Source organism: Ensifer sp. 22521 (assembly GCF_052044795.1).
Taxonomy (GTDB): domain Bacteria; phylum Pseudomonadota; class Alphaproteobacteria; order Rhizobiales; family Rhizobiaceae; genus Ensifer.
Map to the genome: position 1 here is coordinate 286,875 of NZ_JBQENM010000007.1, position 23,573 is coordinate 310,447.

The 23,573-nt window shown below is 64.2% G+C and carries 24 protein-coding genes and 1 pseudogene; 7 read left to right on the top strand and 18 right to left on the bottom strand.

Features of this window, described 5'->3' with window-relative positions:
• Positions 1-260: 260 nt before the first annotated feature.
• On the top strand, positions 261-1,295 hold the full coding sequence (gene ftsZ, locus ACTJKE_RS12915; protein WP_093234707.1) for a cell division protein FtsZ: 1,035 nt from the start codon (positions 261-263) through the stop codon (positions 1,293-1,295).
• A gap of 398 nt (positions 1,296-1,693) precedes the next feature.
• Here ftsZ and ACTJKE_RS12920 read toward each other — a convergent pair whose 3' ends face one another.
• From ACTJKE_RS12920 to ACTJKE_RS12965, 10 genes and pseudogenes are all read right to left on the bottom strand, one after another.
• On the bottom strand, positions 1,694-3,292 hold the full coding sequence (locus ACTJKE_RS12920; RefSeq protein WP_113512712.1) for a glycosyltransferase family 39 protein: 1,599 nt from the start codon (positions 3,290-3,292) through the stop codon (positions 1,694-1,696).
• 451 nt (positions 3,293-3,743) lie between these two features.
• Positions 3,744-4,244 carry a hypothetical protein gene (locus ACTJKE_RS12925; RefSeq protein ID WP_162764676.1) on the bottom strand — a complete coding sequence of 167 codons (501 nt, stop codon included), beginning with the start codon at positions 4,242-4,244 and terminating at the stop codon, positions 3,744-3,746.
• Positions 4,245-4,470: 226 nt separating this feature from the next.
• A complete protein-coding gene (locus tag ACTJKE_RS12930) occupies positions 4,471-4,602 on the bottom strand; it encodes a hypothetical protein (RefSeq protein WP_255571017.1) in 132 nt (43 codons plus the stop codon).
• Positions 4,603-4,809: 207 nt separating this feature from the next.
• A complete protein-coding gene (locus ACTJKE_RS12935; RefSeq protein ID WP_440691896.1) occupies positions 4,810-5,970 on the bottom strand; it encodes an MFS transporter in 1,161 nt (386 codons plus the stop codon).
• A gap of 357 nt (positions 5,971-6,327) precedes the next feature.
• On the bottom strand, positions 6,328-6,450 hold the full coding sequence (locus ACTJKE_RS12940; protein ID WP_255571016.1) for a hypothetical protein: 123 nt from the start codon (positions 6,448-6,450) through the stop codon (positions 6,328-6,330).
• A 299-nt stretch (positions 6,451-6,749) separates the two neighbouring features.
• Complete coding sequence (locus tag ACTJKE_RS12945; protein WP_058323847.1) at positions 6,750-7,169, bottom strand: hypothetical protein; 420 nt, start codon at positions 7,167-7,169, stop codon at positions 6,750-6,752.
• A gap of 184 nt (positions 7,170-7,353) precedes the next feature.
• Positions 7,354-7,535, bottom strand: a pseudogene (locus tag ACTJKE_RS12950) (hypothetical protein).
• A 91-nt stretch (positions 7,536-7,626) separates the two neighbouring features.
• Entirely contained in the window at positions 7,627-9,906 is a 2,280-nt protein-coding gene (locus ACTJKE_RS12955) for a mechanosensitive ion channel family protein (RefSeq protein ID WP_113512720.1), read from the bottom strand.
• 274 nt (positions 9,907-10,180) lie between these two features.
• Entirely contained in the window at positions 10,181-10,738 is a 558-nt protein-coding gene (locus tag ACTJKE_RS12960; RefSeq protein WP_440691897.1) for a DsbA family protein, read from the bottom strand.
• 440 nt (positions 10,739-11,178) lie between these two features.
• A complete protein-coding gene (locus ACTJKE_RS12965) occupies positions 11,179-11,952 on the bottom strand; it encodes an SDR family oxidoreductase (RefSeq protein WP_057253927.1) in 774 nt (257 codons plus the stop codon).
• A gap of 297 nt (positions 11,953-12,249) precedes the next feature.
• Here ACTJKE_RS12965 and ACTJKE_RS12970 point away from each other — a divergent pair, with 297 nt between their 5' ends.
• Entirely contained in the window at positions 12,250-13,152 is a 903-nt protein-coding gene (locus tag ACTJKE_RS12970; protein WP_057253929.1) for a LysR family transcriptional regulator, read from the top strand.
• Between the two features lie 168 nt (positions 13,153-13,320).
• Here ACTJKE_RS12970 and ACTJKE_RS12975 read toward each other — a convergent pair whose 3' ends face one another.
• The 5 genes from ACTJKE_RS12975 to ACTJKE_RS12995 form a co-directional block, all read right to left on the bottom strand.
• A complete protein-coding gene (locus tag ACTJKE_RS12975) occupies positions 13,321-13,695 on the bottom strand; it encodes a hypothetical protein (RefSeq protein ID WP_057254428.1) in 375 nt (124 codons plus the stop codon).
• Positions 13,696-13,808: 113 nt separating this feature from the next.
• Positions 13,809-13,949 (bottom strand): hypothetical protein, encoded by a 141-nt coding sequence (locus ACTJKE_RS12980; RefSeq protein ID WP_244495693.1) that lies wholly within the window; start codon positions 13,947-13,949, stop codon positions 13,809-13,811.
• An 11-nt stretch (positions 13,950-13,960) separates the two neighbouring features.
• A complete protein-coding gene (locus tag ACTJKE_RS12985) occupies positions 13,961-14,218 on the bottom strand; it encodes a hypothetical protein (RefSeq protein WP_057253931.1) in 258 nt (85 codons plus the stop codon).
• A 312-nt stretch (positions 14,219-14,530) separates the two neighbouring features.
• On the bottom strand, positions 14,531-14,674 hold the full coding sequence (locus ACTJKE_RS12990; RefSeq protein WP_200964201.1) for a hypothetical protein: 144 nt from the start codon (positions 14,672-14,674) through the stop codon (positions 14,531-14,533).
• Positions 14,675-14,810: 136 nt separating this feature from the next.
• Entirely contained in the window at positions 14,811-15,182 is a 372-nt protein-coding gene (locus ACTJKE_RS12995) for a DUF2750 domain-containing protein (protein ID WP_113512722.1), read from the bottom strand.
• Between the two features lie 354 nt (positions 15,183-15,536).
• On the opposite strand from ACTJKE_RS12995, the gene ACTJKE_RS13000 reads away from it, so the two are divergent.
• The gene (locus tag ACTJKE_RS13000) at positions 15,537-16,310 is read left to right on the top strand and encodes a hypothetical protein (protein WP_057253933.1); all 774 of its coding nucleotides are present in this window, start codon (positions 15,537-15,539) and stop codon (positions 16,308-16,310) included.
• Between the two features lie 75 nt (positions 16,311-16,385).
• Here the strand turns inward: ACTJKE_RS13000 and ACTJKE_RS13005 are convergent, their stop codons facing one another.
• Positions 16,386-17,090, bottom strand: coding sequence for an SDR family oxidoreductase (locus tag ACTJKE_RS13005; protein WP_113512724.1), 705 nt, complete (start codon positions 17,088-17,090; stop codon positions 16,386-16,388).
• Between the two features lie 125 nt (positions 17,091-17,215).
• Between ACTJKE_RS13005 and gcvA the strand changes: the two genes are divergently transcribed.
• On the top strand, positions 17,216-18,124 hold the full coding sequence (gene gcvA / locus ACTJKE_RS13010; protein ID WP_113512726.1) for a transcriptional regulator GcvA: 909 nt from the start codon (positions 17,216-17,218) through the stop codon (positions 18,122-18,124).
• A gap of 23 nt (positions 18,125-18,147) precedes the next feature.
• On the opposite strand, the gene ACTJKE_RS13015 is transcribed toward gcvA, so the two are convergent.
• Positions 18,148-18,681, bottom strand: coding sequence for a putative immunity protein (locus tag ACTJKE_RS13015; RefSeq protein WP_440639002.1), 534 nt, complete (start codon positions 18,679-18,681; stop codon positions 18,148-18,150).
• A 99-nt stretch (positions 18,682-18,780) separates the two neighbouring features.
• Positions 18,781-19,434: a glutathione S-transferase family protein gene (locus ACTJKE_RS13020; protein WP_113512727.1), complete on the bottom strand. Its 654-nt coding sequence runs from the start codon at positions 19,432-19,434 to the stop codon at positions 18,781-18,783.
• A gap of 387 nt (positions 19,435-19,821) precedes the next feature.
• Between ACTJKE_RS13020 and ACTJKE_RS13025 the strand changes: the two genes are divergently transcribed.
• The 3 genes from ACTJKE_RS13025 to ACTJKE_RS13035 all read left to right on the top strand — a co-directional run bounded on the left by ACTJKE_RS13025 (position 19,822) and on the right by ACTJKE_RS13035 (position 23,279).
• Positions 19,822-21,201 (top strand): phenylacetate--CoA ligase family protein, encoded by a 1,380-nt coding sequence (locus ACTJKE_RS13025; protein ID WP_440639004.1) that lies wholly within the window; start codon positions 19,822-19,824, stop codon positions 21,199-21,201.
• Between the two features lie 304 nt (positions 21,202-21,505).
• Positions 21,506-21,988 (top strand): transcription elongation factor GreA, encoded by a 483-nt coding sequence (greA, locus tag ACTJKE_RS13030; RefSeq protein WP_113512729.1) that lies wholly within the window; start codon positions 21,506-21,508, stop codon positions 21,986-21,988.
• A gap of 268 nt (positions 21,989-22,256) precedes the next feature.
• Positions 22,257-23,279, top strand: a complete 1,023-nt coding sequence (locus ACTJKE_RS13035) for a DUF3095 family protein (RefSeq protein WP_113512731.1) — start codon at positions 22,257-22,259, stop codon at positions 23,277-23,279.
• Positions 23,280-23,573 lie beyond the last annotated feature (294 nt).

A 23,573-nucleotide genomic window follows, 5' to 3' on the forward strand; every position in this document is an offset into this window, starting at 1 on the left:
GGTGAGAGGGTTAGGGTGAGGGGCAATTGCCTAGGCCCGAGCCTAGGCAAGATACTGATCCGAATATCGTTTTTGGGTCTGGCGCGGCGCGGGGCAGTGCGCCAAGTTGCCACCGAAAGGACCCGCTAAAATTCATATGTGGATAGGCGTCCTGTCCTTTTTCCTTGCCTTCTCCATGGCTTTTTTCAATTCCTAAAATAACAGCTGCCCGATTCGCCCGCCGTCGGCGCCTGCAGGGCGTCGGCTCTAGGAGACAAGCCATGAACGATTTCAAGAAGCCCACGATCACCGAAATGCGCCCGAAGATCACCGTCATCGGGGTCGGCGGCGGTGGCGGCAACGCCATCAACAACATGATCAACGAAGGGCTGCAGGGCGTGGAATTCGTGGTGGCGAATACGGACGCGCAGGCGCTCGCCATGTCGAAGTCGTCGCGCATCATCCAGCTCGGCGCTGCCGTGACCGAGGGCCTCGGCGCCGGCTCGCTGCCGGATGTCGGCCGGGCGGCGGCGGAAGAATCGATCGACGAGATCATGGATCACCTCGGCGGCACGCATATGTGCTTCGTCACCGCCGGCATGGGCGGCGGCACCGGCACGGGTGCGGCACCGGTGATTGCGGCTGCGGCGCGCAAGGCCGGCATCCTCACGGTCGGCGTTGTCACCAAGCCCTTCAGCTTCGAGGGCAAGCGCCGCATGGAGACGGCGGAGCAGGGCATCGAGCGGCTGCGCGAGGCGGCTGACACCGTCATCGTCATCCCCAACCAGAACCTCTTCCGCATCGCCGACGCCAAGACCACCTTTGCCGATGCCTTCGTGATCGCCGACCGGGTGCTTTATTCCGGCGTCGGCTGCATCACCGACCTGATCGTCAAGGAAGGTCTGATCAACCTCGACTTCGCCGACGTGAAGTCGGTCATGAAGGGCATGGGCCGGGCGATGATGGGCACCGGTGAGGCGACCGGCGAGGGCCGGGCGCTGAAGGCTGCCGAAGCGGCGATCGCCAACCCGCTGCTCGACGAAGTGTCGATGCGCGGCGCCAGGGGCGTGCTGATCTCGATCTCCGGCGGCATGGACATGACGTTGTTCGAAGTGGACGAAGCCGCGACCCGCATCCGCGAAGAGGTCTATGACGAGGCAGACATCGTCGTCGGCTCGATCTTCGACCGCACGCTCGACGGCACCTTCCGCGTCTCCGTCGTCGCGACCGGCCTCGACTCCGCGCGTTCGGCCAACAATGCCGCCGGCGCTGCCGCTGGCCAGCCCGCACCGGCCCCGACCCGCACGCTGCAATAGGGCTCACACGCCCCAAGCGGGCGTTGCTTCAAGATAACAGGAAACGCCATGCGCTCATCCGGGTGCATGGCGTTTCCTGTATGAGCCCCTCATCCGCCTGCCGGCCACCTTCTCCCCGCAGGCGGGGAGAAGGGACGCTGTGGCGTGCTCACCGTTTCCTCTGCTCGCTTGCAGCCGCAGGATACGTTGAGGGAGCACAGCCGGCTTTTTGTTTCCATTTGCGAGAAGTGGCGGAAAGGAGACGTGGGAGCTGCGCGCGGTTCCCTCTCCCCGCAGGCGGGGTGAGGGTCAGGGTGAGGGGCGGGCCAACCGGAAAGGCTTCGTCGCGGCTTTATGAAAATCCATGTCGCGCGCCCATGAGAGCCGCAAACGCGCCGCGACGGGTGAAGCCGAGTGGTTCAATTCGAAGCCGCTGCATCCGCCCGAGGCGCCAGCCGGTAGATCAGCATCGTGTCGTCGTCGAAGACGCGTTCGGCTGTCCGGTCGAGATGGGCGATCAGGCCCTTGTTGTATTCGAGGAGCCTACGCCGCTGCATGTCGCGGGCGTTCTTGGTGATGCCGAACCAGGTGGCGTTCCGGGCGCGCAGTTCCTCCAGCGCCTCGATCGCGTCGTCGTCTTCCATCAGCATCGACCATTCGGTTTCGCCGCCGCCGGGCGGGAAGACCCAGCCGCGGCGGCGGCTGTAATAGATCGCCACGGGATCGCCGATCGTCGGCGTTGCGGTGATGACGAGATCGCCGGGCTGGCTGAGTTCGCTGAGCTTCGTGCCGAGCTTTTCGCCGTGATCGGCATAGGGTGTCTTCATCAGTGACAGGCCGGGGATGCTGCCGCCGATGACGACGACGGCGGCGATCGCCGCGAGGCGCAGCGCGCGCGTGCGAAAGCCCTGTTCGCGGCCGATCTCGACCAGCAGGATCAGGCCGCGCCCGGCAAGTGCCGCCATCGGCACATTGAAGATATGGAAGTTCCAGGGGTTGGTCTTGATCTCGCGGGCGGCGAAGATATAGACGATCGCCGCCCCCAGGAACCAGACATGGAAGAACCAGGGCGCGCCGGCGGGGGAAGCGTCGTCTGGCGCCGCTTCGTTTGCCGCCGGCGGCGCGGTCAGGAGCGCGATGCCGGTGAGGATCACCACCGGCAGGGTGAAAAGCCAGCTGCTGGCGATCCTCCACGTGGCGGGAATGTAGAAGGCTTCGTCGAGGAACCGGGAAAGCCCGTCGCTCCAGAGATAGCCGCTGCCGGCGACATGGTATGGCGGATAGTTGGCGCCGAGATAATGCGCCCACCAGTAATAGCCGAGAATGAGCGCACCGGCGGCGAGTGCGACGGGCAGGATTGCCAAGAGCCGGCCGACGCTGAGCCTGCCGCGCTGGTGCAGAACGACGAAGGTCGCGTAGGTCATCGGCACGACCACGGCGATGCCCGGGAGCTTGGCAAGCACGCCTGTCGTGGTGAGGAGGCCGGCCGCGATGAGAACGGGCAGGCGATCGTTCTGCAGATAGGCGACATAGGTCCAGGCGCCCGTCGTCACCAGCGCCAGCATGGCCGGATCCGGCAGAAACGAGCGGTCGATCATGACAGCGCCCGGCATGATCGCCAGCAGGAAGGCGCCGGCATGGGCGTGGGCCTCGTCCCAGAGCCGCGCAATCAGCCGATGCAGCGCGAAGACGCCAAGGACGCCGAAGGCGATGGCGACGAGCCGGCCCCAGGTGTCGTCCCAGCCGAAGACGGCATAGAGAAGGGCGGTGATGTAGGAGACGACCTGCAGTTCGCGGCCCTGATAGGAGGGGTCGGGACCGGTCCAGCTCACCTCTGGAAAGAAGATGTTCCAGCTGCGCAGGAAGAAATTGTCGGCCATCATCGCCGTGCTCGCCTCGCGCCAGCTGAAGGCATCGACCAACGGCTGCTGAACGTCATGCAGGCGGAACAGGGCGGCGAGCACCAGGATCGCGGCGAGTATCGCGCCATTCATGTGCCTGTGATCGAACCCCGACATTTGCCTCCCCAGGCGCGCCGAACGACCCTGACGACGACCGTGAGCGAGATGGGTGCCCTGCGGTAGGCTTCCGCCATGCGCCGTCGCCTGTATCCCTTAGTCTAGGACGAATATAATTAAGTAATCGCTGATTGTCTTGGCGGGAAAAGCTGGAAAACGGCCCCGCTTTCGGGCCTCGATGCGTCGCCAAGACTAATCCCTGGCATGCGCCGTAGCCCAAAGGGACAGCTTGTCCAGAAACGCGCCGGGTTCTATAAAATTAGTACAAGCAAACTGTTGAGCATGACGCTCGCAGTCGCGAGTTGCTTTCGACCTTGACCACGGATGTACTGGCACGCGTTTTGAGAGCGAAAGAAAAGAAGGGCCGGAGCCGCGCGCTCCGGCCTTTTTTGTTGGGACGGGTTCGCAGGGTTCCCGGCCAGACCGCCGGCGCGGTTCCAGTACGCTTCCATCATCGCGGGAAGCGTGGTTGCCGACGTTCAGCCTCCTCAAGCAAAGAGAGTGGAAAGGAGCCGGAGAGGTTGATCTCCGCGAGCGTAAGCCTGCCATCAATCACCACGGCGAAATAGCGCCGGCAGAGATCTTGCGCCATCTCGGCTCGATTGGAGTAGGACGTTTCCTTGAGGTCCGTCTCCTTGAGTTCGGATTCGATTTCCGGAGCGCACATCGCGATGAATTCCCGTGCGGCGTCCGGGCGTTTTCGCAAGGCGGGCAGTACAAACTCGTACTTATAATAGCTTATCGTCAGCGGTTCCGTTCGTGGCGCGAACAGAACGATGGCGATTGCGCACAAAAGCGCGACGGCCATGCCGCCGGCAACGAAACGAAGGTTCATGATGGTGATCGTATAAATTGTCTCTTGTGATCTTCTATCGCAACTTTGCCGTTTGGCAAGGCGCCTGAGGATCGTGACACCAAGTGGAGGCGTGAACGCCGAACGGCCGACGCGCAAGTCTGGCGCGGTTCGCTTTCACGAATTGTTCCTCACCCAATTGGGGGAAAAGGTTAGAGTGAGACCGCTTTCGTGCTTGGAGCGTTCTCTCATCGTTCGTCGCGTATTAGTCATTGCGCAATTGGGCGCGACCAATTTCCGGGTGGCGGAACGATAGACAGGCCGCGGCTGGGGCAGGCGCGGCCACCCTGTGACGGCCGCCCGCGTCGCGGGCAAGGGGAAAGGTTTACAGGCCCAGCAACCAGAACAGCGCGCCGAACACGAGGATGAAGGCGACGACGGCGCCGATGAATCGCAGCATGCCGGTGTTGGTGTCGCCCGTGCCGACAAGACAGTACCAAAGATTGTCATTGTTCATGTTGCAGCGCTCCGTTTTGCACGTTCCGGTCTTACCAGAACCACCCGGGGATGCTCTTACCAGAACACCCCGGGGATGGAAGCGCAAGCCGGGCGCGCGGCAGTCGGGGTGCGCCCCGGCTGGCCATGTTTGCGGGATCCAGGGAGAGTTCCCGCCGGCGGCACGAAACCGCGCGCCCAGGGGCGCGGTCGTCTGCCGCGGTCGCGGCTATGCGGACGGAGCCTCCTTCACCTTCGGCAGTGCGCAGAGGATGGCGACCGAAAGCAGGTGAATTGCGCTAACGACGAGGGCGAGGGCCGGCAGTCCTTTGGTGATGACAGGCGCTGCCGCCATCGTGCCCAATGTGGTCGTCATGAAGATGAAAAAGACGATCAGCGCCGAGCCGCGAGCATCATTGCCGCCGGAAGCGACGATGCCGCGGTAGAAGCCGATGGGGCCACGCAGGCCGAGGCCAATGCCCATGGGCAGGAAGAGAACGGGCACGAGCAACGGATTGGTTCCGCCCGAGAGGCCATAGGCGAGGAGAGCGAACGCGCTTGCGGCGGCCATCGCGCTGCCGGCCATGATGACTTCTTCCGTGCCGAAGCGCGCGGCGATCTTCGCGGTCAGATTGGCGGCGACGATGAAGCCCGCGACGCTGACGATCTGCACGATGATGAAATCATTGAGCGTGCCGCCCATCGTCTCGACGATCACCATGGGAATGCCGAACACGAGGGTCAAAACGCCACCGAGCGTCATGGCCTGGCTCAGTGCGTAGCGCATGAAGACGGGATCCGTCAGCAGCTGCAGATAGGTTCCTTGGGTGCCGCTTCTTCGTTGTTCGCGCGGAAGGCCGATCGCCAGCATCAGGACGAAGACGATCGCTCCGGCGGCGCCGAGAAGCTCGAACGACGATTGCCAGCCGAAATGCGCAAGAAGTGCCACGCCGGCGATGGGCACAAGCGCCGGAACCAGCGACTCGACGCTTCCGAGAAAGCCGATGGCGCGCACGGCCGTCTTCTCGCTGAACAATTGCCGGATGACGCCCGGCGCAAACACGGGCGCAGCGCTGGCGGCGATACCCTGCAGGAAGCGCAGGCCGATGAGGACGGCGATATCAGGCGCAAAGGCGCCGGCAAGGGAGGTGGCGGCAAAGGCGGCAAGGGCTGCGACCATCAGCGTCTTGCGATCGAAGTGATCGGCGAGGTGGCCGAAGAGCAGGAGGCCGAGTGCACTGCCGCCGACATAGGCGGCAAGCACCATCTGCGCGGTCGCTTCGCTGGCGGAAAACACGCCCGGCAGGATCAGGTCGGTGCCGGCAAGGGAAAGCGCGGTGCAGATGATGAGCAGGATGAAGGTGAAGGAAGCGCTGGATGATCCTGTCATAGCAGGATCACCAGGCTGCGGGAGAGCGCATGTCGCATCGTCAACGTCTCGATATCAGTTGGAAGGATCGGCCTGATCTCCCGCCCCTAGAGCGAGAAGGTCGGCCAAGCCGTTCCCGCTGCTATCCAGAGACGCACATAGGGAGTGGGGCCGCCGGGGCGGTCAGACGTTTGGCAGCAATGATGAGCCGATACGATCGCATGCGATGAGGATTGCAGAAGACGGAGATCGCTGCAAGACGGAATGAAACCTATGCGGGAGGGGCTGAACGACTTCTGCGAGCATCGCCCGAGCCGGTCCGGTGGTCAGGACCCGCTGGGAGCGGGAGGGGGCGACCGGTCTATTTGCAAAGACCGCTCAGAGGGCGGCAAGTTCCTCGGCCGTCGCAACGATGTGCGTGTTGCCGATGGAATGATCGGCATATTTGAACGCCAGAATGCTCATGACTGACGCGACGAGGGCTACCAGGATGATACGCATTGGGGCGCTCCGAGCTCTTGCTGCCTGACCATGATCTTTCGTTGGGCCAGGCGTTGACCGAACCGGAACCGATGCCCCGATTGAAAGGCCACCGGCCTTTGTGCATTTGTTTTAGCAACGGAACCGGGTGGATGTTGTTCCCGCGGGGACAGGGGGCAAGGGACCGCGACGGCGGCCACGCCTTGCCGCCGGATGCGCCTGTGATCTGCCGTGATGGAGCGAGGAGGACTGGTCGCGCCTCACCCCAAGGGGCGCGTGAGAACTCAGGGCGGCCAGGCAACGCCAGCCTGGAAGCGTGGTTACGGTGTCTGGTAGCGCAACAGCAGAGTGCCGAGCCGCGGGTACCTGCGCAGCACCAACTCGATTGCGCCGCCGCCATAGTCGCGCCCCTCGAAGATGTCGACTTTCTCGCAGGTGCCGCAATATGTTCGGCGTTCGCCATAGCCAAGCGAGCATTCACGCTCGGGGCAGGTGATCTCAATTTCGTTTTGCCGCCTGCTCAGCTTGAAGGTCATCTTGCTGGCGGGGGACGGCGTGAACTCGCACGGTTCCCCGACGACACAGGCGACCTCGCCTGCCACGGGCTCCTCACCGTCCAGCATCAGCGCATAGTGCAGCGCGTAGGTGGGCGGTTCGGCGTGGACGGTGGCCACGGGCAGAAGCGAAAGGACAAGGGCAGACAGGGCTAGAGCAGACGGGGCGAGGCGCATGGATCGCATCAGGCAACATCCTCGGTGGCAGCGGCAACATGGCAGCGTCGGCAGGGTGCTGCAGCGCCTGAGCCTCGTCTGTGCGTTTGAGGTAATGCAACAATGATGTCAAAACTGTAGCGGGTGTTGTCCGTCGGTCGCGCTTTTTAATTGCGCGGTCTTGCTTGGCCTGATCGGGCCTACTTGGTTGGCCCTACTTGGTTGGCTTGACGAGCGAGATGAACCGCGGCTTTGCGGGGGCGTCCAGCCAGTCGATCCATTTGTCGCGTCCCATCGGCAGCAAGCCGGATGACCTGGCCGGTGCCGTAGGTTCCATCGGGATCGTCGACCGTGAAAATGCATGCCGGTCAAGCTGTCGAAGGCTTTGTCGTTGATAGGGTTCAGGCGTTGCCCGATGGCAAGGCCATGCTGACACCAGCCGCGACGAACGCAGGAAGTCTGTCGCCGCGTCGCGCCGGATTGACCGTTACCCTTCCGCGTCTGCTGCTTCCGGTGCCACCGGCTTCTTCGCCAGCGCCAGGTTTGCCGCCGCAGCCTCCGCTTCCGCCGCACCGGCCGCGCCGGAGCGTACGGTGACGGCGTTGGAGGCGAGGTCGAGGCCGGCTTCGCGCAGCGCCGGAAGCAGGCGCTTCATCGCCTCGCGCTGCAGGATGCTGGGGTTGCCGGGGCGGGCGGTGAATTTGAGGCGGACGACGAGGGAGTTTTCGGTGACGTCCTGGATGCCCTGCATCTTCAAGGGCACCAGGAATTCGCCGCCGATCTCCGGGTCCTCCAGCATGGCGAGGCCGACCTTCTTGATGGCCTTGCGGATCTTTTCAGGATCGGCGTCGCGCTCGAATTTCAACTCGAACTTCACCGTGCTCCAGTCGCGGCTGAAATTGGTCACCGCCTGAAGCTGGCCGTAGGGGACGGTGTGGATCTGGCCGTTCTGGTGGCGCAGCCTCAGCGAACGCAGCGAGATGCGCTCGACCGTGCCCTTGAGCTTGCCGGTATCGACATATTCGCCGACGCGGAAAGCGTCGTCGGCGATGAAGAAGATGCCGGAGACGACATCCTTCACCAGCGTCTGCGAGCCGAAGGAAAGCGCCAGACCCAGCACGCCGAAGCCCGCCAGCAGCGGCGCGATGTTGATGCCGAGCGCCGAGAGAACGACGAGGCTGGTGACAGCAAAGATGGCGCCGAAGATGAGGTTGCGGACGAGCGGCAGGATGGTCGACAGCCGGCTTGTCTGATGAACCATCGTCTCGTCCTCGCTGTCGCCGGGCATGGCGACGCGGGCAGACGGCGAGAAGGCTTCGAAGCTCCGCCAGAGGAAGCTGCAGATCACCCAGGCGGCCACGACCGCAAGGCTGATGCGCTCGAGAACGACGATCCAGCCGACGGCGGCGGCGGTGTCGTCCTGGACCATGATCGGGCGCCAGAGCTCGATGATGATGTGCAGGCCGATCAGCCAGGTGGCGCCGGCAAGTGCCGTCTGGATGCTGCCGGAGATCGCCGCATGCAGCCTGGAGGAGGCGGGCGTGCGGCGGCGTTCGGCGGCGGCACCGGCCAGCGAATGGATGCCGAAGGCGAGGATCGGCAGCGCAAGCAGGATGATCTGCGTGGTGCCGCCGGCAAAGCTCCAGGCCGCGCTGTTGGGGCTGCCGGCAACGATGACGCTCATCAGCCAGAGCACGATGGCGCTCAGCGCATAAAACTCCGGCACGCCGAAGGCGATGGCGCGACGCACGGGGCCGGGGTTCTCGCCGGCAAAGAGCGCGCGGATATCACCCGCGCCACCGATGAACCAGTGGAGCTTCACCACCGTGAGGATGCTGACGCCGATCAGCAGCCAGCCATCGGTGGCGGAAAGGTCCAGCCCGCGCTGATGGGCGAAACGCATGCTGGCGCCGACGACGGCGCTGGCCGCGCCATAGGTGGCAAGCATGTTGGCGTGGAAGCGCGGATGGGCGATATCGAGCAGGCGGATTTCGGGTCGCGTCGGCGCGAAGAGGAAGCGGGCGCCGACGGCATAGACGGCGGCGACGACGGCGATGGTGATCAGGGCATGGGCAAGCTCGGCCGAGCCCGTACCGCGCGTCAGGAGCAGCTGGGCGATCGTGTGGCCGACGGCGGCGAAGATCACCAGATAGGCGATGTCGAAGCCGAGCCGGATCACCGAGGCGCGCACGCGGTGCAAGAGGTCGACCACCTCGAAGGAAGCGCCAAACAGCCGATGGATAAGGGAGCGGCTGGCGAAGGCGGCGGCCAGCCCGGCGGCAATGGCCAGCACGGAAATGGCGGCAACCGAGACGACCGACCAGCCTTCGGCGCGGATGCCTGCCGCGACGTCAGCCATCACCCCGGCAATGCTGGAGATGCCCGTAAGGCCCATCTGCAAGCCATTGAGAAAACGGGCGGAAAGGGTGTCGAAGGAATCCTCGGGATCAGCGACCGGAGCGGCTTGCTGTGGCGTACCCGCCGGCGTCGCGGCGACGGCCGGTGTGGCGGCGTGGGTGTTGTCAGGTGTCGCCGCGCTGGCCGGCGCTGCGGCCTGATTTGCCGCGTCGCGCCACTCGACCGTGACCGGACCGCCTGCTTTCGCCGCGGCGCGCAAGGTTTCCTCGATCTCGGCAGCGCTTTGGCCGGGCGTGAGAATGACGGTGATCGGCGCTGGTGCCGTCTGGGCAAGGGCGGGCAGGGCGAGCGCGAGAAGCAGCGCCAGGCTCGCCAGCAGGTGACGGCAGAAGAAGCAGTTATATGCCATGAATTTCACTCATCGAGCCCCGTCGCGCGCCATGCGCTCATCCGCATCACATTACACAACGTCCTAAAATTCCAATCCTATTTTGAATGGAAGGGGCGTCAGCAGCACGCACGCTCTGCCAGATCGCTTCGGGTTGGAAGCGAGCTCGGCCGGAATGCCCGATGGGTAAAGCCGACCAAGAGGTGGTCGCCTGGCCGAGCCGCGCAATTCCCCACAAGCATATGTGCATGAGCACTTTAACGGACCCGGCTGCTCCAGCCTTCCGCGCACCCCATCAACCAAGCAACTTCCTTGCCCAGTCCGAAACATCATCGCCGCTGCTGACCTCCGGTTGCACGATTCCGTCGATCATGAAGGTCGGGGAGACGTGGATGCCGTTCTGTCGCGCATATTTGCAATGCCACTTGATTTCCCGGTCGAGATCCGGGATCGCGAATGCGGCCTTGAGCTTGACGCCGCTATAGCCTTCCAAGCGCTCGATGATCTGGTTGGGTGTAGCGTCCAGATTGGGGCCGCCGGCATGATGGACGAATTCGAACTCTTCCCGATGCGCAGCGACTGCAGCGATGACTTTCTTCGCGGTATTCTTGCCGCCCTCAAGTGTCGAGGCCGCGATGATGCAGCGAACGATGACACCGGAATACATATGCCAGGGCTGCGACTGCAGGCGGATCTTAATAGTGACGTTGTCTTCGCCGGCCTGGTCGAGCAGGGCGTCGAGCTTGCTAAATGCCTTGGTGGAGTAAGGATCGGTCGGCTCCAGAAAGACCTCGAAGAGATGTGGACCGGTGCCCCAGGTGAGTGGATCGGCGTGCCAAGCTGAGTTGGTCATGGGACTTCCTCTCTTTTCAGGGTCGACGGGTTGGGATCGTTGAATTTTCAGAGTTTTCCAGTTTCGATTGTCGCTGAACCGTCCATGGGCAGAGCATCAGGCTTGTGTGCCACGCTAGGTGATATCATTGGGGCGGGGCATCCCTGACAGCCGCTGCCCCTCTCCTCGGGTTTAACCCGAGGACTAGCCCTCTCCCCACAGGCGGGGAGAGGGGACGGCGCTGCGTGTGCTGCACTCTCGTCTTCTTGCCTTGGCCGCGAATACAGCCACACGCGGACGTCCTGGTTCCCGCGGTATGCCGTGGCACGACGCCTCGCGGTGCGCCGAAGTAGAGCGCGGAGAGAGCCACGTGTCCCTTCTCCCCGTGATTACGGGGAGAAGGTGCCGGCAGGCGGATGAGGGGCGTTTCACTCACCGCGCGGATGAGGGGCGCTTCCCACTTACTTCGTCGTGTAACCGCCGTTGACCAGGATCGTCTGGCCGGTCATCCACCAGCCGTCGGAAACGAGGAAGCGGATATAGGGGACGATGTCCTCGATGTCGGTAAGGCCGGTCTTCGAAAAGCCCGAGAGGGCGGAAGCGGTCTTGTGGTAGGCGACGGCGTCGGCTCCCTCGGCCGGGTAGAAGAAGGGCGTATCCATCGGGCCGGGGCCGATGGCGGTAACCGAGATGCCGCGTGCGCCGAACTCCTTGGCGGCTGCGCGGGTGAAATGCTCGACCGGGGCCTTGGTGCCGGCGTAGGCGGCGTAGAAGGGCGTGAAGGCGCCAAGCAGCGAGGTGACGAGCGTGCAGACCTTGCCGTTGTCGTTCACATGTTTGCCCGCTTCGCGCAGGAAGAAGAAGGCGGACTTGGCGTTGACCGCGCTCATCTCGTCATATTCGGCCTCGGTGATCTCGACGAAGGGCTTCTTCAGCACCTTGCCGACGGTGTTGACGGCGATATCGATGCCGCCGAGCGCCGCCTTGGCATCGGCGAAGAGCTTTTCGACATTCGCCGCGCTGGTGAGATCGCCGGCATAGGCGTGGGCTGCAGCACCGGCTGCCTTGATTGCCGCCACGGTTTCTTCGGCTGCCGCCCTGGTGGCGGCGCTGTTGTAGTGGATCGCGACGCCGCGGGCGCCATGTTCGGCGAGATCGCGCGCCAACAGGCCGCCGAGGTTCTTTGCGCCGCCGGCGATGAGAACGGATTTACCATTGATGCTGTGGTCTGCCATGGGTTTCTCCTGTTATCGGCCGCTTGCTGCGGCCGGTTTGCGGCGAGCGGGAACGCCGGCGCGAAAGGTGCGCAGGTCCCCGGTCTGCTCTGGCGCTGACGGCCTGTCCCGAACACGTTGTCTGTCCTGAACGCCGCACGCCGCGTTTCAAATAGCGCGGGCCTTGCCGCCGCCAACGCGAGAGGTCAGCGGTGCGACAGGCATCGCAGGGTTGAGAATACCGTCCGTGCCGCTGGTATAAAGCGCCAGTTCGTGACATGACTTGTCAGAATTGACGAACAATTGGCGTGGCCCGGCATGGACAGGATCGAGCTTTTCCGCATCTTCACGCGCGTTGTCGAAAGCGCGAGTTTTACCCGCGCGGCCGACACATTGGGGCTGCCGCGCTCTTCCGTTTCGGCCGCGGTGCAGACGCTCGAAACCCGGCTCGGCACACGGCTGCTGCACCGCACGACCCGTAAGGTGGCGCCGACGCAGGACGGGGCCGCCTTCTACGAGCGCTGCCTGCGGCTGATTGAGGACATGGACGAGGCGGAGAACCTGTTCCGCCGCAGCGCTTCCGACCCGACCGGGCGGCTGCGCGTCGACCTGCCGAGCCGCATCGGCCGGCTGATCGTGGCGCCGGCGCTGCCGGAGTTCCTGACGCGCTACCCCGGCATCGACATCGATCTCGGCATGACCGACCGGGCGGTGCACCTGATAGAGGAAAGCGTCGACTGTGCGCTGCGGGTCGGGCCGCTCAGCGATTCCGGCCTGATCGCCCGGCCGTTCGGCACGCTTCGCCTGATCAATGTCGCAAGCCCCGACTATCTCGAGCGGTATGGTATTCCGCTAATGCCCAGCGATCTCGCCAGTCATTTCGCCGTCAACTATGCCTCGCCCTCAAGCGGCCGGGTGGAGGACTGGGAGTGGATCGAAGGCGGCGAGGCGCGCACGGTTGCCGTTCCCGGCCGCATCAGCGTCAACAGCGCCGAGGGCAGCATCGCCTGCTGCCTCGCCGGCCTCGGCCTCATCCAGATCCCGGCCTTCGACGTGGTCGACCATCTGAAAGAGGGGCGCCTGGTGGAGGTCATGCCAGGCCATTCAGCCGCACCCATGCCGATGGCGCTGCTCTACCCGCACCGCCAGCACCTGTCGCGCCGGCTGAAGGTGTTTGCCGACTGGCTGGAAGGGCTGATGCGGGGTGTGATGGCGGCGTGAATCGTACGGAGCGAGGCGAAACGATGAAGGACGATAGATTGCTTACGGCGATAGCTGACGTCCACAGACATATGGGTCAGGAGGGAGGTATAGTCGGCGCCACACATTTGCAGCACATAGTCAGGCGCATCCACGATTCATGGAAAGCGCCACGCGCAGGCAAGCCCGTCAAGCGGTTCTCGCCCGATAGGCGTCAACCCATTCTGTCAGGGCTTTCTCCTTGGCTCTTGCTGACGTGAAACGACCAAGCATCAGGGCAGCCGCTATGAAGTACCAGCCGAAGAACCACGTTGCTACAACACTCAACAGCACAAGAAGTGCGGGAACCGCCAGCAGGGCCAAGACTATTTGACCCGCATGGCCGAGGTTCTCTGACAGAACGACAATTGAGAGAACGACAGGCAGTGCCGCCACGGCCCACCAGAGGCCGAGCACGATCCCGATTGGAAACATCGCTAGCAGAGGCACCCGCATCGCCACGCCAAGGCCCCAGAGTTCGCTGCGGTGACGGTAGTATGTAATCCAACGCCAAAATCTGCGCATCTCATCCGCCCAAGGGTCGTATTGCGACGACGCTGCAACTTTGCGCTGCTCTAGCTTGCTGCGAAGCGAGCCGTCAAGGCATGGGTGAAGCGCCCGGTTGTACATAAGGGACGCTAGCTGATCGTCTGATAACACCGCCGGCCGTTCCACGGCAGGAACTCCGATCCGCCGGCGTTCCATTTGCCTTCGAACTCGGAGAAGTCCGGCGTGAAGGTCACGACCAGCTGGCCGTAGCCGTATTTGTCGCGCCACATGAAGGTACGGGTCAGATCGCTGCCGTCGCCGTCGTCACCGGTCTCGGCAAGCTCGCCGTGAACGGCTGGCCCTGATCGGAGAACATATATTTCCCAATGATCGTGCCGCTCGCATCGGTCTCGAAGTGCGTTTGCGCATCCGACAGGACGCCGGCGGAAGAGAGCTGGCCGCAATAGGTTCCCGAGGGGGCTCTCTCGCCGGCCATCGCGGCAAATGCGAACGAGGCCGCAAGCAGCAGTGCGGCTGCCCATGAAATGCTTGCTATCAACGCGGCACCTTTGGTCTGTCGGGCAAGTTGCGATTTCTTCCTGCCGTGAGGCGGCAACGAGTCGCGACGGCTGTTGCCATGGGCGATGATCGCGGATGCAAAATCAAGAGCTCAGCAGTCCATTACCGGCGCGCTCCTCACGCCGTCGCCGAAGGGTGACCTTTCTTGGCGACGGGGTAACGGGCGAACACGCAAGCGCCGAAGAGGCGGAGGTTCACGTTGAAGAGTTCCTAGCGATGCGCGCTCGCGGCAATTGGCGGGGTTCGGCTTTGCGCTGAGTTCATCCTCATCGTCCAGGCGTGGTGCCTGACCCTAGTTTTCCTGAACCGAAATGCCGTCCTGGCCGATCTTGATCTCGACGCCCGGCTTCGTCTCTTCCTGGTAGATATAGAGGCCCAGGCCGACGACGGCGACGGCGAGCAAGGCGATGACGAGATAGAGGCCGTTTCGGTTCATGCCGAGCTCCTTTATGCGGTTTCGACAGGGAAGTAGGCGCTTCTGCAAGAAAGACAACAGGATAGCGGCGGAACCCACGCAGGGACGCCAGTCCAGCCGATCTTTGCGGCTGCGTCGAAGTGCATGGCGTGGCACGTCACTGGTGTTGACGAACTATTGGCCTCAAGCTTTGCAACCGCCGGCGGACATCGGCAGGCGCGAAATCGAAACCGATTGCCGTGGCGCTGCTCCAATTTATGCCGACCACCAAATTGTCCTTCTCAAGGCCCGGTAGCCAGCGATCGACAAAGACGTCCAGTGACAGTTGATGAGGCGTGAAGCTGCGATAGGTGGGTATCCGGTCGATTATCAGCCGGGCTCTGGAGAGCGACGACCAGAACGGCATCGCGGTTTCATTCGACTGGTTCGTCGAGGTCGGGAAACCTGTTGCGTCACGAATCGTCCAGACGAAGCCGGCCTCCAGGACTTCTTCGAAGAAAGCATGTGTGTGGAGGGGCGCGACGCTCATCGCGCGACGTAAGCAGTGATATCAGGTGTTTGCAACCCTGTGAGGGTCACGGATCAGAGCGGGATGTCTCTCCTCATCCCGCTCCGACGCGTTGCCGCAACGTCATGTGACGCCGCGGCAAGGCCGTCCGATGGCGTCCGGTCGTCTCAGCGTCCGGGATGGCGAGCGCCCGTCCAGCGGCCGGGCGCCGGGTTGCTTTAGAGAAAATGCAAGTTCCCGAATCGGCAAGGGTGACGTAACCTGCGGCCATTCGGTCGAGGCGTGGTCCGGTGCAACTGAGACTGGCGACGCCGCCGCGGAAGCTGCAAGGGGGAATTGCGCGTGGGGCAGATAGGAGCCAGGCTTTGGGCGGCGATGCTTGTCGCCGCCGCCATGCAGGGGCAGCAGGCGCTGGCCCAGGATGCGGACGATCTCGCAAAGAAGCTCTCGAACCCGGTCGCCGACCTGATCAGCGTGCCGTTCCAGAGCAATTTCGAATTTCGCGCCGGCGCCGAGGAGGATGGCTTCTCCTATACGCTCAACGTCCAGCCGGTCATTCCCATCACGCTGAACGCGGACTGGAACCTGATCTCGCGCACGATCCTGCCGATCGCCTATCGCGACTACCTGCCGCCGCCCGACGGCAATACGTTCGGGCTCGGTGACATCACCCAGAGCCTCTTCCTGTCGCCGGCCAATCCCGGCCCTTCGGGCATCGTTTGGGGTGTCGGTCCGGCCTTTTTGATCCCGACCGCCACCGACGATTTCCTCGGCACCGGCAAGTTCGGCATCGGCCCGACGGCGGTCGTGCTGAAGCAGGAGGGACCGTGGACCGTCGGCGCGCTAGGAAACCACATCTGGAGCGTTGCCGGCGAGGGTGACCGGGCGGATGTGAGCCAGACCTTCCTGCAACCCTTTCTGTCCTACGGCCTCGGCCATGGTGCGACCCTGACACTCAACACGGAGTCGACCTACGACTGGGAGGCCGATCAATGGACCGTGCCGATCAACCTCAGCGTTTCGCAGGTCTTCAAGGTGGGCGACCAGATGCTTCAGGCCCAGATCGGTGGGAAATATTATGCCGAGGCGCCGCAGGGCGCGCCGAGCTGGGGCGTGCGCGCGACGCTGACCTTCCTGTTTCCGAAGTAAGTCGTTCGCGCCGACGCTATGTTTCAGCGGCGCCGCGGCTTTTGCCGCCGCGCCGCTCTCCGGCGTCTTCCGCCCTCACACCGAGCGCGTCAGGCCGCCGTCCACCTTCAGGTTCTGGCCGGTGATGTAGCCCGCACCTTCAGAGGCGAGGAAGGCGACGGTTGCGGCAATTTCGGCGCTGGTGCCGTAGCGCTTCATTGGCACGGCGTCGCGGCGCTCTTCGGTCGCCGGCAGGCTGTCGATCCAGCCGGGCAGCACGTTGTTCATGCGCACATTGTCGCCCGCATAGGTGTCGGCGAAGATCTTGGTGTAGGAGGCAAGGCCGGCGCGGAAGACGGCGGAGGTCGGGAACATCGGCGAGGGCTCGAACGCCCAGGCGGTGGAGATGTTGACGATCGAGCCGGACTTCTGCTTCTGCATGATGGGTGCGACGAGGCGGACCGGGCGGATGACGTTCATCAGGTAGACGTCGAGGCCGGTGTGCCACTGTTCGTCGGTGATCTCGAGGATCTGGGCGCGCGGGCCGTGGCCGGCGCTGTTGACCAGCACGTCGATCCGGCCCCACTTCTCCACGGTCAGGTCGACCAGACGCCTGAGGTCGTCATTCGACTGGTTGGAGCCGGTAACGCCGATGCCGCCGAGTTCCGCGGCGAGCGCTTCGCCCTTGCCGGAGGAGGAGAGGATCGCGACCTTGAAGCCATCGGCGGCAAGACGCTTCGCGCTCTCGGCGCCCATGCCGCTGCCGCCGGCGGTGATAACGGCTACTTTTTCTACTGCCATGTGTTCCTTCTCCTCGTCGCATTCAGGATGAAGCCGGATTTTGGGGCTCTCGCGATTGAAATACCATCTCCGTCATGCGACGACGAGAAAGTTTCGCTTTCAAATGGCAGTAGAAAAACTATTCAATGAGTGACGCACCGGGACGGCTTCCTTCGCTGAATGGGCTGAAAGTGTTCGAGGTGGCGGCGCGCCATCTGAACTTTCGGCTGGCGGCCGAGGAGCTTGGCGTCACGCAAGGGGCGGTCGCCCAGCAGATCCGCGGGCTGGAGGCCGAGCTCGGGGTAAAACTCTTCGAGCGGCTGCCGCGCATGCTGGCGCTGACCGGCGAGGGGCGGGCCTATATCGCCGATGTCAGGCGCGCGCTCGACATCATCGCCCGGGCGACGGATGGGCTGAAGCCGCAGCCGGTGCGGCTGACGATCAGCACCACGCCATCCTTCGCCTCGAAATGGCTGATCCCGCGCCTGCCGGATTTCACCGCGCGCCATCCGGACCTCGACCTGCATATTCTCGCGACCGATCGCATGTCGAATTTCCAGGCCGATGGCGTGGACCTGGCGGTGCGCTACGGGCGGCCGCCGTTCGGGCCGGGGCTGGCTGTCGAGCTGCTGTTCGAGCAGGAGATCGTCGCCGTCTGCAGCCCGATGCTGATGGCCGGCCGACGCGTGCCTGAGACTGCGGACGAGCTTGCCGGCTATACGCTGCTGCACGACGCCCATAATTTCTGGCCGGAGTTCATCGAACGCCATTTCGGCGGGAGCCGGCAGGCCTCGTTCAAGGGCATCAGCTTCAACCAGACCTCGCACGCAATCGAGGCGGCGATCGCCGGCCAGGGCATCGTGCTCGCCAATGGTGATTTCGTGGCGCAGGATATAGCCGAAGGTCGGCTGATCCGCATTTTCGCGGGGTCGATGTCCGGACCTTCGGATTTCTACCTCGTCTGGCCGCGCTATCGCAAATCACCGGCGCTGCAGACGGTGATCGCCTGGATCGGCGAGGAGGCGGGCAAGGCACGGGAGCGCGCCCTGGCGTGATCTGCGCTCGGCCGCGGGCGCAGTTAGGGGCGCAGAGCGGTATCGAGCCGGTAGAGCAGGGCGTGAAACGCGCCCTTGCTGGGCTTGCGCCCCGGCATCTTGCCGATGATGCGCCGGATTTCTTCCGATGCGGCGGCGATCGCCCAGCACAGTTCGGTTTCCCTGGTACCGGCCTCGTCGTCCGCACCGAGCGAGAGCGCCTGGACGGCATAGGCGGCGGGTCCGAGGATGTGATTGATCTGATGCGGCGTTTCGATCGGGTGGGTGTAGGGCGCACCGGCTGCGGCAATGGCTGCGCGGGCGGCAGCCTTGGCGGCGGGATCGTCGACCGCGCGCGCCGCCGCTTGAGCGCCCCACGCGGCCTTGCGCAGATGCGCGGTGCGCGGCCCCCCTTGCGCAAAGGCGCGGGCCGCCGCGATCGCCTCGCGCGGGCGGTCGTCGCCCGGCATGGCCGCCTCGAAGACCGGGAGCGCCCGCTCGGCTGTGAGCACCGCCCATCCGGTAATGTGGCGTAGGTCGTCTTCGGTGAGGAGCGGTGGCAGTGGGTCGTTGGTCATTGGAGGCGACATCGGTGTTTTAAGCGAGCCTGCGGCGGCAGATCCAGCGGAAAGCCGGCGGCTTTGTTGACAGGCTTCAGGGATCCGAAGCGGGGAGGACTAGCGCTCCCAGCCGGGCGTGAACGGGAAGCGTTCGGCCCACAGGGTCGCCAGCCGGGGATCGGCGTCGACGCGGCGCACGGTTTCCGCGAGCCCCGGTGCAACCTCGTAGAAGCGCCGCCGACCGGGAGACCAGCGCGACGCCGTTGCCACATAGAGGTCGAGCACCGACACGTCGTCGCCGAGAAGGTATCTGCCCGGGCGCAGCTCCGCACCCATCCGCGCCCAGCAGTGGGCGATGCGCTCGAACAGGCGCGCCTTGACGGCGGCGTGGTCCTCTTCCCGTTCGACGATGCGGGATGGGTCGTCGGCAATCCAGTAGAGGGCGTAGATGGCCGCCGATACGAAGGTCATCCATCGCAGGAAGGCCGGTCGTGCCGGGTCTGTCGGCGCCGGTGCGAGCCGCCCGTCGGGGTGGGCATCGGCCAGCCAGATCAGGATCGCGGCGCTTTCGGTCATCAATTCGCCCGTCGGCAGCGCCAGGGCCGGAACCTGGAGTAGCGGATTGATGCGGGCGAGCCTGTTTGCTTCCTGCTTGCCCTCCCAGGGCGCGTGTTCCTCGACGCGATAGGGCAGGTTGAGAAGGGTCAGCGTTGCCTCGATCGGAACGGATCCCGAGGCTGACGCGCCATAGACGATAAACGGTTCGGCCAACGATCTTTCTCCTTCGCATGACGCAGCAGGGCTTCGGGCTCAAGCCTGCCCAGGTCGGTTCGAGACTCACCTGCACGTTCCCTCAAACGCGATGCGATTCAAGGAAAAACATGCAGTAATACCAAAGCGGTGCGGCGGCATTCGCGCCGCTGACACGTCGCGCGGGCGAAGCTCTCCATCGCATCGCTGTCGCATAGATCCCGGCTTTCGCGATACAATCAAGGCCTTGAGGTGCAAAGGCATGATCGCTTGCAAACCCCGGTTGCGAAAGGGCGCGCGCCGGGTCCTGTCCACGGGCTGCCAGCCTGGTCGCCTGTCGAGGCCGCGCCGGGCGAGGCTAGCGCTCGTGCGGCCGCGCCGCAGGAGCAAGACACGAGGACCAATTCGATGCCACCAGTGACCGCATCTGCCACCCTCGATCCCGATCTCTTGCTCAGGCGATCGCAGGAGCGTCTTTTGCGCGCGGAATGGTCGAGGGAGCGATTACTGGCCTTTCAACGCAGCGAGTTGCAGTCCGCCTTGCGGCACGCTGTCGGGGCATCGACCTATTACCGCGAGAGCATTGGCGAGCTGGTGGCTAGCGGTGCGCCGTTTCATGCCTTTCCGGTGCTGACGAAGCGGGCGCTGATGGAGAATTTCGACCGGGTCGTCACCGATCCGAGGCTGAGTCGCGGCCTGATCGAGCAGCACCTGGATGGAGACGATCCCGGGTCGCTTCTTCTCGGACAATACCGTGTGGTGGCAACCGGCGGCACGACGGGCGAGCGTGGTATCGCGGCCTTCAACGATGCCGCCTGGCTTGCGGCAATCGCCAACATGGTGCGCTTCCAGGCGATCGTCGGCATTGACGATACCACGCGCAGCGTTGCCATCTTTGCCTCGTCGCCGGTGCATATTTCCTACCATATCGGCGTGGAGCTTCGCGCGATCCGGCCGGCTGCGCCACGCTTCAACGTGCTCATGCCGATCGAGGAGATCGTCGAGGGCCTCAACCTGCACCAGCCGGAGGTGATTTCGACCTATCCTTCCTTCGTGCGGGTGCTGGCGACGGAGCAGCAGGCCGGTCGGCTCAGGATCAGACCGAGGCTGTTTCGCACCAGCGCCGAAACGCTGACGCCGGAGGTGCGCGACCTCGCCGCCGAGACGTGGCAGGCGGCTATCGCCAACAGCTATGTGTGCACCGAGGCGGGGCCCATGGGCCACGAGTGCATCTTTGGCGATGGGCTGCATCTGGCCGAGGATTCCTTCGTCTTCGAGGTGGTGGACGAGAATGATCGCCCCGTGCCGGATGGGACCGAGGGCGCAAAGCTTCTGGTGACGACGCTCACCAATCGCGTGCTGCCGCTGGTGCGCTACGAAATCTCCGACATCGTTGCGATGGCGACGGAACCCTGTCCGTGCGGCCTGCCGTTCTGGCGGATCGCATCGATCACCGGACGCAGGGAAGAGACACTGCATCTGCCCGGGCGAGGCGGCGGCGTCGTGCGCGTGCACGCGCACCGGCTGCGCTCGCCCCTGACCGGCACCGCCGGGGTGCGACAATTCCAGTTCGTGCAATTGCCCGATGGGCTGGAGATCACCATCGCCGTGTTTGGAGGCGTGGATGCTGCCGCCGTCAGCGCTAAGGTCGATGAGGCCGCCAAGGCGGCGCTCGATGCGGTGGGCGCCGAGGCGGGCGGCGTGCGGGTGAGGGTGGTGGATGCCATCGAGCGCTCGGGGTCCGGCGCCAAGCAGAAACTGGTTGTCGCATCGCCGGCCATCGAGTAGCCAGGACCGGTGACGGGAGCGTGAGAGGCGGCGACGGTCGGCCTTCTCGAAGACTTGCAGAATGGACATTTGCACCGCGGGACGCATCCTGAGGCGTTTCGCCCATGGCTGCGGCCGGAGACCCTTCGATGGTGGGGCAAGGTCGATGAATTCTGGGCGAGTGGAAAGCCGATCGTTTGAGATCCTTCGCGAGGCGGCGCCGTTGTTCTTCCACCCAGCGACCGCAAGTGCGTATAGTGTTGATTGGCAGGCAGCCGGCCGATAAGGACGCTGCGTGCCATACTGCCACACGGAGTTCTGAAGATTGAGCGTTGCCTTCACCAAGGAAGAAAGTGCCGAAACCGCCGCCGAGACGCTGCTGCCGGATCGCCCGATCTCGCCGCATCCGAACCTGGTGACGGAAGCCGGGTTGAAGGCGCTGGAGGCGCAGGTGCAGGAGGCGCGTGCGGCCTATGAGGCGGCGGCCACAGTCGACGACGTGAACGAAAAGCGCCGTCAGCAGGCCGGTCCCTTGCGCGACCTGCGCTATCTCGCCGAGCGGTTGCGCACGGCGCAACCGATGCCGGAGCCAGCGTCCAACGATACCGTCGCCTTCGGCAGCACGGTCACTTTCAGCCGCGACGACGGGCGGGTGCAGACCTACCGGATCGTCGGCGAGGACGAGGCCGATCCCAAGGTAGGATCGATCTCCTATGTCTCGCCGGTGGCGCGGATGCTCCTGGGCAAGGCGGTCGGCGACGTCATGAGCGTCGGCGACCAGGAGCTGGAAATCACCGCGATCGCGTGAGCGCGCTCTTGCAACCATCGGGCGGAACCTCAGCCCCGCGGCAATCCCTCAGGATACCCACGCTTTGGCATAGCTATCTTCGCTGTGATTATTATCGTATGCGATTAAATCGCATTGTATTGACATTGGATCGCACTTCGGTATTTATGTCGCATCCGATTTAATGCGGGGGCAGCAAGCCCATGGATGCCGGTGCGCCTCAGAGCGCTCGGGCATTCCCTGGAAAATCCCCGTCCACAGCGATCAGTCCGTCGACTGGAGGAAGCTGATGCAGTTTGAGCCCCAACGCGTGCAGGCCTATAGCGAGTTTTCGCTGGTGCTGGACCCTAGTGCCTATGAGCCATTGCCCGACGACTGGCTGGTGGGGATCACCGATGTCGTCGATTCGACCGGGGCGATCAGGTCCGGGCGCTACGAGGACGTCAACTACACGGGCGCCTCGGCCATCGCCGCGATCGGCAATGCCTGGGGCAATTTCGATTTCCCCTTCGTCTTTCGGGGCGATGGCGCCGCCTTTGCGCTTCCGCCGGAAGGGGAAATGACGGCGACCGCGGCGCTCAGGCAGATCGCGGCCTTCGTGAAGGATCGATTTCGCCTCGACCTTCGTGTCGGCCTGCTGAGCGTCAGGGAAATCCGCGCCAACGGGCAGGACGTGACGATCGCACGCTACGCCGCTTCGAAAGACGCCACTTACGCAATGTTTGCGGGCGGCGGGCTCAAATGGGCGGAGCAGCAACTGAAGAGGGGACGCTACCAGCTTGAGCCGGACAAGGATGGCACCGAACCTGATCTGACGGGGCTTGCCTGCGAGTGGCGACCGTTTCCGAGCCGGCGCGGGCAGATTCTTTCGCTGCTGGTCGAGCCGACGGACGATGTGGCGCCGGCGCGTTTCGCGGCGCTCGCCAGAGACGTGATTGCCGTCGTTGACGAGGGGCCGCGGCAGTCGCATCCGTTGGCGGAAATGGGCGTGCCGAAGGATGAGCGGGTCTATATCGCGCCAGAGCGCTGGCTGGGCGTTGCCGCCAATTCGGACTTTCGCAAATACGACGATGGTCTTCGCCTGACGGTGGACGCCGCAGTCGGGCAGATCGATCGGGTCGAAGCGATCCTCCTTGCGGCAAGGGCAAGGGGTGAGGTCAAATTCGGGCTGCACCGGCAATCACATGCGCTGATGACCTGCCTGGTCCCGTCAGCCCGGCCGGATGCGCATCTGCATTTTCTCGACGGCATGGATGGCGGCTACGCGCGAGCGGCCGAAATGATGGAGTCGCGCAGGCGCGTCGAGGCGTAAGTGCGATCGAAACGGGCCGCTTCAAAGCAGCCCCGAGCCGGCGACACGACAAAGGGCGGCCAGCGGCCGCCCTCAGACTGCTGACAAGGACATCTCTGATCATCCCAGGCATGCTGAAAAAGCCCGTCGCCAGCCAGCGGCGCCGCGTCGGTGGCGCGGGAAATCATCCTGATGTCGAGCGTCGGCATTCCGGCTCTGCATCTCCTGCCGTGCCGACGCACGGCTGCTGGATCTCTGTGACAAGCACAGAGATGAGGGTGGAGAGGACGGGCGGTCTCATGCCGCCCGTCGTCG

Bases quoted from the DNA above. Each gene is read 5' to 3' on its own strand.
- ftsZ (WP_093234707.1), top strand. From the start codon at position 261: ATGAACGATTTCAAGAAGCCCACGATCACCGAAATGCGCCCGAAGATC.
- ACTJKE_RS12920 (WP_113512712.1), bottom strand. From the start codon at position 3,292: ATGTCGGGGTTCGATCACAGGCACATGAATGGCGCGATACTCGCCGCG.
- ACTJKE_RS12930 (WP_255571017.1), bottom strand. From the start codon at position 4,602: ATGAACAATGACAATCTTTGGTACTGTCTTGTCGGCACGGGCGACACC.
- ACTJKE_RS12935 (WP_440691896.1), bottom strand. From the start codon at position 5,970: ATGACAGGATCATCCAGCGCTTCCTTCACCTTCATCCTGCTCATCATC.
- ACTJKE_RS12940 (WP_255571016.1), bottom strand. From the start codon at position 6,450: ATGCGTATCATCCTGGTAGCCCTCGTCGCGTCAGTCATGAGCATTCTG.
- ACTJKE_RS12945 (WP_058323847.1), bottom strand. From the start codon at position 7,169: ATGCGATCCATGCGCCTCGCCCCGTCTGCTCTAGCCCTGTCTGCCCTT.
- ACTJKE_RS12955 (WP_113512720.1), bottom strand. From the start codon at position 9,906: ATGGCATATAACTGCTTCTTCTGCCGTCACCTGCTGGCGAGCCTGGCG.
- ACTJKE_RS12960 (WP_440691897.1), bottom strand. From the start codon at position 10,738: ATGACCAACTCAGCTTGGCACGCCGATCCACTCACCTGGGGCACCGGT.
- ACTJKE_RS12965 (WP_057253927.1), bottom strand. From the start codon at position 11,952: ATGGCAGACCACAGCATCAATGGTAAATCCGTTCTCATCGCCGGCGGC.
- ACTJKE_RS12970 (WP_057253929.1), top strand. From the start codon at position 12,250: ATGGACAGGATCGAGCTTTTCCGCATCTTCACGCGCGTTGTCGAAAGC.
- ACTJKE_RS12975 (WP_057254428.1), bottom strand. From the start codon at position 13,695: ATGCGCAGATTTTGGCGTTGGATTACATACTACCGTCACCGCAGCGAA.
- ACTJKE_RS12980 (WP_244495693.1), bottom strand. From the start codon at position 13,949: ATGTGGCGCGACAAATACGGCTACGGCCAGCTGGTCGTGACCTTCACG.
- ACTJKE_RS12990 (WP_200964201.1), bottom strand. From the start codon at position 14,674: ATGAACCGAAACGGCCTCTATCTCGTCATCGCCTTGCTCGCCGTCGCC.
- ACTJKE_RS12995 (WP_113512722.1), bottom strand. From the start codon at position 15,182: ATGAGCGTCGCGCCCCTCCACACACATGCTTTCTTCGAAGAAGTCCTG.
- ACTJKE_RS13000 (WP_057253933.1), top strand. From the start codon at position 15,537: ATGCTTGTCGCCGCCGCCATGCAGGGGCAGCAGGCGCTGGCCCAGGAT.
- ACTJKE_RS13005 (WP_113512724.1), bottom strand. From the start codon at position 17,090: ATGGCAGTAGAAAAAGTAGCCGTTATCACCGCCGGCGGCAGCGGCATG.
- gcvA (WP_113512726.1), top strand. From the start codon at position 17,216: ATGAGTGACGCACCGGGACGGCTTCCTTCGCTGAATGGGCTGAAAGTG.
- ACTJKE_RS13015 (WP_440639002.1), bottom strand. From the start codon at position 18,681: ATGACCAACGACCCACTGCCACCGCTCCTCACCGAAGACGACCTACGC.
- ACTJKE_RS13025 (WP_440639004.1), top strand. From the start codon at position 19,822: ATGCCACCAGTGACCGCATCTGCCACCCTCGATCCCGATCTCTTGCTC.
- ACTJKE_RS13035 (WP_113512731.1), top strand. From the start codon at position 22,257: ATGCAGTTTGAGCCCCAACGCGTGCAGGCCTATAGCGAGTTTTCGCTG.